The 6,474-nt window shown below is 52.9% G+C and carries 6 protein-coding genes; 4 read left to right on the top strand and 2 right to left on the bottom strand.

The window, feature by feature from the left end:
• Nucleotides 1-235: 235 nt before the first annotated feature.
• Nucleotides 236-1,039, top strand: a complete 804-nt coding sequence (dkgB, locus tag A3466_RS18385; protein WP_063451786.1) for a 2,5-didehydrogluconate reductase DkgB — start codon at nt 236-238, stop codon at nt 1,037-1,039.
• A 29-nt stretch (nt 1,040-1,068) separates the two neighbouring features.
• Here the strand turns inward: dkgB and yafC are convergent, their stop codons facing one another.
• Nucleotides 1,069-1,974 (bottom strand): DNA-binding transcriptional regulator YafC, encoded by a 906-nt coding sequence (gene yafC / locus A3466_RS18380; RefSeq protein WP_063451785.1) that lies wholly within the window; start codon nt 1,972-1,974, stop codon nt 1,069-1,071.
• A 104-nt stretch (nt 1,975-2,078) separates the two neighbouring features.
• Between yafC and A3466_RS18375 the strand changes: the two genes are divergently transcribed.
• The 3 genes from A3466_RS18375 (at nt 2,079) to A3466_RS18365 (ending at nt 5,043) form a co-directional block, all read left to right on the top strand.
• Nucleotides 2,079-3,254 carry an MFS transporter gene (locus A3466_RS18375; RefSeq protein ID WP_063451784.1) on the top strand — a complete coding sequence of 392 codons (1,176 nt, stop codon included), beginning with the start codon at nt 2,079-2,081 and terminating at the stop codon, nt 3,252-3,254.
• 137 nt (nt 3,255-3,391) lie between these two features.
• Entirely contained in the window at nt 3,392-4,192 is an 801-nt protein-coding gene (locus A3466_RS18370) for an endonuclease/exonuclease/phosphatase family protein (RefSeq protein WP_063451802.1), read from the top strand.
• Between the two features lie 77 nt (nt 4,193-4,269).
• A complete protein-coding gene (locus A3466_RS18365) occupies nt 4,270-5,043 on the top strand; it encodes a class I SAM-dependent methyltransferase (RefSeq protein WP_063451783.1) in 774 nt (257 codons plus the stop codon).
• 51 nt (nt 5,044-5,094) lie between these two features.
• On the opposite strand, the gene mltD is transcribed toward A3466_RS18365, so the two are convergent.
• Nucleotides 5,095-6,459, bottom strand: a complete 1,365-nt coding sequence (mltD, locus tag A3466_RS18360; protein WP_063451782.1) for a murein transglycosylase D — start codon at nt 6,457-6,459, stop codon at nt 5,095-5,097.
• Between the last annotated feature and the right edge of the window lie 15 nt (nt 6,460-6,474).

Raw genomic sequence — 6,474 nt, 5'->3', positions numbered from 1 at the left:
AGCGGTAGTTCAGTCGGTTAGAATACCTGCCTGTCACGCAGGGGGTCGCGGGTTCGAGTCCCGTCCGTTCCGCCACTTATTAAAAGCCCTGAGCTAACGCTCAGGGCTTTTTTCTTATCTGTCGTTTAACTATTGCGAAATTAGCAAAAATCCTCTGCGTTTTACGATCTTTTTCGACATAACAACCACAGCGATAATCCTCCTCAGTTTACGAACATAACGATTGAGGAATGATATGACTATCCCTGCACTGGGTCTCGGCACTTTTCGCCTGAAGGACGACGTTGTTATCGCATCTGTAAAAACCGCTCTGGAGCTGGGCTATCGCGCCGTTGATACGGCGCAGATTTATGACAACGAAGCTGCCGTGGGCCTGGCCATCGAAGAGAGCGGCGTACCGCGCCACGAGCTTTTCATCACCACCAAAATCTGGATTGAAAACCTCAGCAAAGACAAGCTGATCCCAAGCCTGAAGGAAAGTCTGAAAAAGCTGCGTACTGATTATGTTGATCTGACGTTGATCCACTGGCCATCACCTGGCGATGCCGTCTCCGTAGAAGAGTTTATGCAGGCGCTGCTGGAAGCAAAAGAGCAGGGCTTAACGCGTGAAATTGGTATCTCGAATTTCACTATTCCATTGATGGAAAAAGCCATTGCCGCAGTGGGTAAAGAGAATATTGCTACTAACCAGATTGAACTCTCTCCCTACCTGCAAAACCGCAACGTAGTGGACTGGGCGAAACAGCATGGTATTCATATCACCTCGTACATGACGCTGGCATATGGTAAGGCCCTGAAAGATGAAGTCATTGCGCGCATCGCTGAAAAACACAATGCGACAGCTGCACAGGTGATCCTGGCATGGGCGATGGGTGAAGGTTATGCCGTGATCCCGTCTTCAACCAAACGTGAAAACCTGGCAAGTAATCTGTTAGCGCGGGATCTCCAGCTTGATGATGAAGATAAAAAAGCGATCGCAGCACTGGAATGTAACGATCGTCTGGTCAGCCCGGAAGGGTTAGCACCAGACTGGGATTAATAAAAACCCTCCCTCTGTGCCCTTAACCCTCACACAGCTCCTCCGGGAGCTGTTTTTATATGCTCACTCAGGAAGTCGATAAATGCGCGTATGCGCGTACTTACCGCTCGGTCACTGTAATACACCGCGCTAAAAGGCATCTCTACAGGCAAGCGTTTATCAGCCATTAGCTCAACTAGCTGGCCAGCTGCAATTTCCTTATCAATCATATAGTCGGATAAGCAGGCGATCCCATTCCCTTGCAGACATAGCTGCTTCAGCGTTTCCCCGCTGTTAGAAGAGATTCCGCAGGTGATTTCATGAAGCTGCCCGTCATGGCAGGCGACAGGCCAGGTATTCAGGCTTACAGGCTCCGTAAAACCCAGACACAGATGCTGCTTCAGCTCTTCAACCGTCTCCGGTCTGCCATGCTCGGCAATATATTGCGGTGACGCGATAATTTTGCGGTAGCTGGCGAACAGGGGGCGGGCGCGTAAGCTTGAGTCCGTCAGGGTTCCCGCGCGGATCGCCACGTCAACTTTACGCTCAATCAGGTTAATGAATGTCTCAGAAGAGACCAGCGACAGGGTCATCTCCGGGTAGCGCTCCCGGAAGGGCTTAATTAACGGCATCAGGAAATGCAGTACGACCGGCGTCGCCGCATCAATGCGCAGCAGCCCACGCGGCGTGCTGCGTGATTCCATGATTTCCGTTTCTGCCGCTGCCATCTCCTGCAAAACGGACTGCACGCGTCGAAAATAACGCTCACCTTCTTCCGTCAGGCTGAGCTGGCGCGTTGTCCTGTTAAGCAGGCTTACCCCGAGCTTCATCTCCAGCTTTTTCACCGAGCGGCTGATGGCTGAGTTCGCCTGCCCGAGCTGTTCGGCGGCGCGGCTAAAGCTCCCGCTTTCGACCACGGCGACAAAGATAGTCAGTTCTTCCGATGTAGCCTTCATTATTGCACCACCTGCAAAATTCTATTGAGATTCTAACCATTTTTGTTATTTAAACACTGGCGCATACTGCCTGTCATCTTAATCCTGAAGAGACGGAGTATTTTATGCCACTGGCGCTTCTTGCCCTGACGATCAGTGCCTTTGCAATTGGCACGACCGAATTTGTTATTGTAGGACTGGTCCCTACCATTGCTCATCAACTTGCCATTTCGCTGCCCTCTGCTGGGCTGCTGGTGTCTATTTATGCGTTAGGTGTCGCTGTTGGGGCGCCTGTGCTGACGGCGCTGACTGGCCGATTCCCGCGTAAACAATTGTTAGTCGCCCTGATGGTGCTCTTTACCGCTGGCAATATTCTGGCCTGGCAGGCACCGGATTACGCCACGCTGGTCATTGCTCGCCTGCTGACCGGCCTCGCGCACGGAGTCTTCTTCTCTATCGGTTCCACGATTGCAACCAGCCTGGTGCCAAAAGAGAAAGCGGCGTCAGCCATTGCGATTATGTTTGGTGGCTTAACCGTCGCGCTGGTCACCGGCGTACCGTTAGGCACGTTTATCGGACAACATTTTGGCTGGCGTGAAACCTTCCTCGCGGTATCGCTGTTGGGCGTCATTGCTCTGGTGGCCAGCCTGCTGTTGGTCCCGTCGAATATCCCGGGGCGCGCGAGTGCCAGCCTGAGCGATCAGGTTAAGGTTCTTACACACCCGCGCCTGCTGCTTATCTATGCCGTAACGGCGCTGGGCTATGGTGGCGTGTTCACTGCGTTCACCTTCCTTGCGCCGATGATGCAGGAGCTGGCTGGTTTCTCCCCGGGGGCAGTGAGCTGGATTTTACTGGGCTACGGTATCTCCGTCGCAATCGGCAATATCTGGGGCGGCAAGCTTGCGGATAAGCATGGTGCGGTACCGGCGCTGAAGTTCATCTTCGCCGCACTGGTTGTTCTGCTGATGATTTTCCAGTTCACCGCATCGATGCAATACGCCGCGCTGGTAACGGTATTGGTTATGGGGGTATTCGCGTTTGGTAACGTACCGGGATTGCAGGTCTATGTTGTGCAGAAAGCTGAACGCTATACCCCCAATGCGGTGGATGTCGCATCCGGCCTGAATATCGCCGCATTCAATGTCGGTATCGCACTCGGCTCGGTTATCGGTGGGCAGACGGTTGAACACGTTGGATTAACCCAGACGCCGTGGATTGGCGCAGTGATTGTGCTTGTCGCTTTCTTCCTGATTGCTCTGAGTGGACGTCTTGATAAACCTGCTCGCGTCGCGCTGGGATGAGTATCAGTAAGTGCTTGCTTACAAAACTGGAAAGCGGTTTCTCAGTAATTGCGTTGAAAGTGTGACCTAAAATCCCTATAACATTAGAACCAGTCCGTTTTCCGGGCTGGTTCATGTTACAGAGGCCGTTTCCAAAAGTGCGAAAAAATACCTATGCCATGCGTTATGTTGCCGGAATGCCTGCGGAGAGGATCTTGCCTCCGGGGTCGTTTGCGAGCCTCAGCCAGGCATTACCTGCGGGCACTCCCTTAAGCAGTGACGATAAAATTCGCGTGCTGGTGTGGAACATCTTCAAGCAACAGCGCGCGGAGTGGTTATCCGTACTTCAAAATTTCGGCAAAGATGCTCATCTGGTTCTGTTACAGGAGGCGCAAACCACGCCCGAACTGGTAAGGTTTGCAACAACAAACTATCTTGCAGCCGATCAGGTGCCTGCCTTTGTTCTGCCACAGCATCCATCTGGGGTGATGACCCTTTCAGCCGCACATCCGGTCTATTGCTGCCCGCTGCGTGAACGTGAACCGATCCTGCGTCTGGCAAAATCGGCGCTGGTCACGGTCTATCCGTTGCCTGATACCCGTCTGCTGATGGTGGTAAACATTCATGCGGTGAACTTCAGCCTGGGCGTTGATGTGTATAGTAAACAGTTACTTCCCATTGGCGATCAGATTGCTCATCACAGCGGGCCAATCATTATGGCCGGGGACTTCAATGCCTGGAGCCGTCCGCGCATGAACGCGTTGTACCGCTTTGCACGTGAAATGTCGCTGCGTGAAGTGCGTTTTGGCGATGACCAGCGCAAGAAAGCGTTTGGCCGTCCTCTCGATTTCGTCTTCTACCGTGGGTTAAGCGTGCACGACGCCTCCGTTCTGGTGACGCGCGCCTCCGATCATAATCCTCTACTCGTTGAATTCAGTCCCGGCAAACCTGATAAATAATGGTGCGTCAGGTCTGCCGTGGGGCAGGCCTGTGCGGGTGCTGCCCTTTATTATTTAACCCATAAAAGGACAGCAACATGACAACAACACACTCCCATCATGACAATGTCGAAAAACAGTTTGGTTCTCAGGCAAGTGCCTATCTGAGCAGCGCCGTGCACGCTTCTGGCCGCGATCTGGTGCGTCTTGGCGAACGGCTCGCCGCCTTTCCTGACGCGCACGTGCTGGACTTAGGATGCGGGGCGGGGCACGCCAGTTTTACCGCCGCACAGCATGTCGGCCAGGTAACGGCGTATGATTTATCGAGCCAGATGCTGGACGTGGTTGCTGAGGCGGCGAAAGCGAAAGGGCTGAATAACGTCACGACGCGCCAGGGCTACGCTGAATCTTTACCCTTTGAGGATGCGTCGTTTGAGGTTGTGATTAGCCGTTACTCTGCACACCACTGGCATGATGTGGGTCAGGCATTACGGGAAGTGAAACGGGTGCTCAAACCGGGCGGGATCTTCATCATCATGGACGTGATGTCTCCGGGACATCCGGTGCGGAATATCTGGCTTCAGACGGTTGAAGCGCTGCGTGATACCTCGCACGTGCAAAACTACTCCAGTGGAGAGTGGCTTACGTTTATCACCGAAGCCGGCCTGATTTCACGCTCGTTAATAACCGACCGTTTGCCGCTGGAGTTTAGGTCATGGATTGCGCGGATGCGCACACCGGAGGCATTAACGCAGGCGATCCGATTGTATCAGGAGAGCGCCTCTGCTGACGTGAAGGCGTACTTTGAACTGCATGAGGATGGTTCATTTACCAGCGACACCATCATGGCCGAAGCGCATAAAGCGGGATAAACAAAAAAGGCACCGAGGGGAATCGGTGCCTTTTAACAAGCAATCGTACTATCAGGAATCTGGCGTAGCGCTGTTTTTCACAAACAGCGTCAGCTGGTCGCCAGGTTGCAGGTTGGCAGTATCATTGTTCCAGCGCATCACATCTTTGATGTTTACGCCGTGACGCTTAGCAATACTGGACAGCGAGTCGCCTTTACGCACGCGATAGGTAATGCTATCGCTGTTTTTAGCAAGACGCTGTGCGCTGCTACCTGCACCTACGGTCAGCGTTTGACCCACTTTCAGACCCGACCCGCGCAGATTATTCCACTGCTGGAGATCTTTCGTATTCACGCCAAGACGTGATGCAATACCTGAAAGCGTATCACCTGAACGCACCTTATAGCTGCGGCTGCTTACTGGTGACGTATCAGCGATCAGCGTGGACTGAACGGCTGCAATTTCACCCGAAGCTAAAGACTCACGTAACTGTTCTGCGTGTTTCTGCGGAACCATCACATACCGCGGGCCACTTGCGCCCAGCGTAGAGCCTTTAACACCTGCATTAAAGGTTTTCAATTTACTTACCGACATACCCGTCATATCGGCAACCTGTTGAATATCAACCGGGCTGCTGAGGCGGACACGCGCCAGTGCACGACTTTCGTCTGGTGTTGGCAGTTGTACACCGTAACGTTTGCTGTTCTTGAGAATATCGCTCAGGGCCAGCATTTTCGGTACGTAAATCTTTGTTTCCTGTGGCAGTGAGAGCGACCAGAAGTCTGTGGATTTACCACGCGCTTTATTCGCTTTCATTGCCTTCAGTACACGACCTTCACCACTGTTATACGCTGCGACAGTCAATAACCAGTCGCCATCGAACATCTTATTCAGACGTTGCATCATGTCGAGAGCGGCTGTCGTTGAAGCGACAACATCACGACGCGCATCGTAGTTGCGGGTCTGCTTTAAACCATAATTTCGCCCTGTGCTCGGAATGATCTGCCAAATGCCTGCGGCATTGGCGCCAGACGTCGCGTGCGGGTCAAAAGCGCTCTCCACTATGGGTAGTAGTACCAGTTCCATAGGCATGTTACGTTTCTTAACTTGCCCGGCTATCCAGTACATATACGGCTCTGCCCGTAATGTTACATCGTGGAGATAGCTCTTATTTCTTAAATACTTCTGCTTCTGTTCGCGAATCCGGCTGTTCTCCGGAATTCCCATCTTTAGCTCGTCGCCAATAGAGGCCCACAAGTCTTGTTCCTGCGCGAAGGATGTTCCATCGTCCAACCATCGCGCCTGACTCGTAAACTTCCCTGCTTCCCCTTGACCAGCCGCAGAAAGGCTCTGTGCGTGCTGCTGTACGTTGCCGCCGTTCTGTGACTGGCAACCAACAAGCAGGACAGAGGCGAGTAATATCGCTTTTGCCTTCATGTGTGTGTCAATAGT

Origin of the sequence: Enterobacter genomosp. S, assembly GCF_001631805.1 — a bacterium.
GTDB classification, from domain to species: domain Bacteria; phylum Pseudomonadota; class Gammaproteobacteria; order Enterobacterales; family Enterobacteriaceae; genus Enterobacter; species Enterobacter quasihormaechei.
This window is presented reverse-complemented; position numbering and strand designations above follow the sequence as displayed.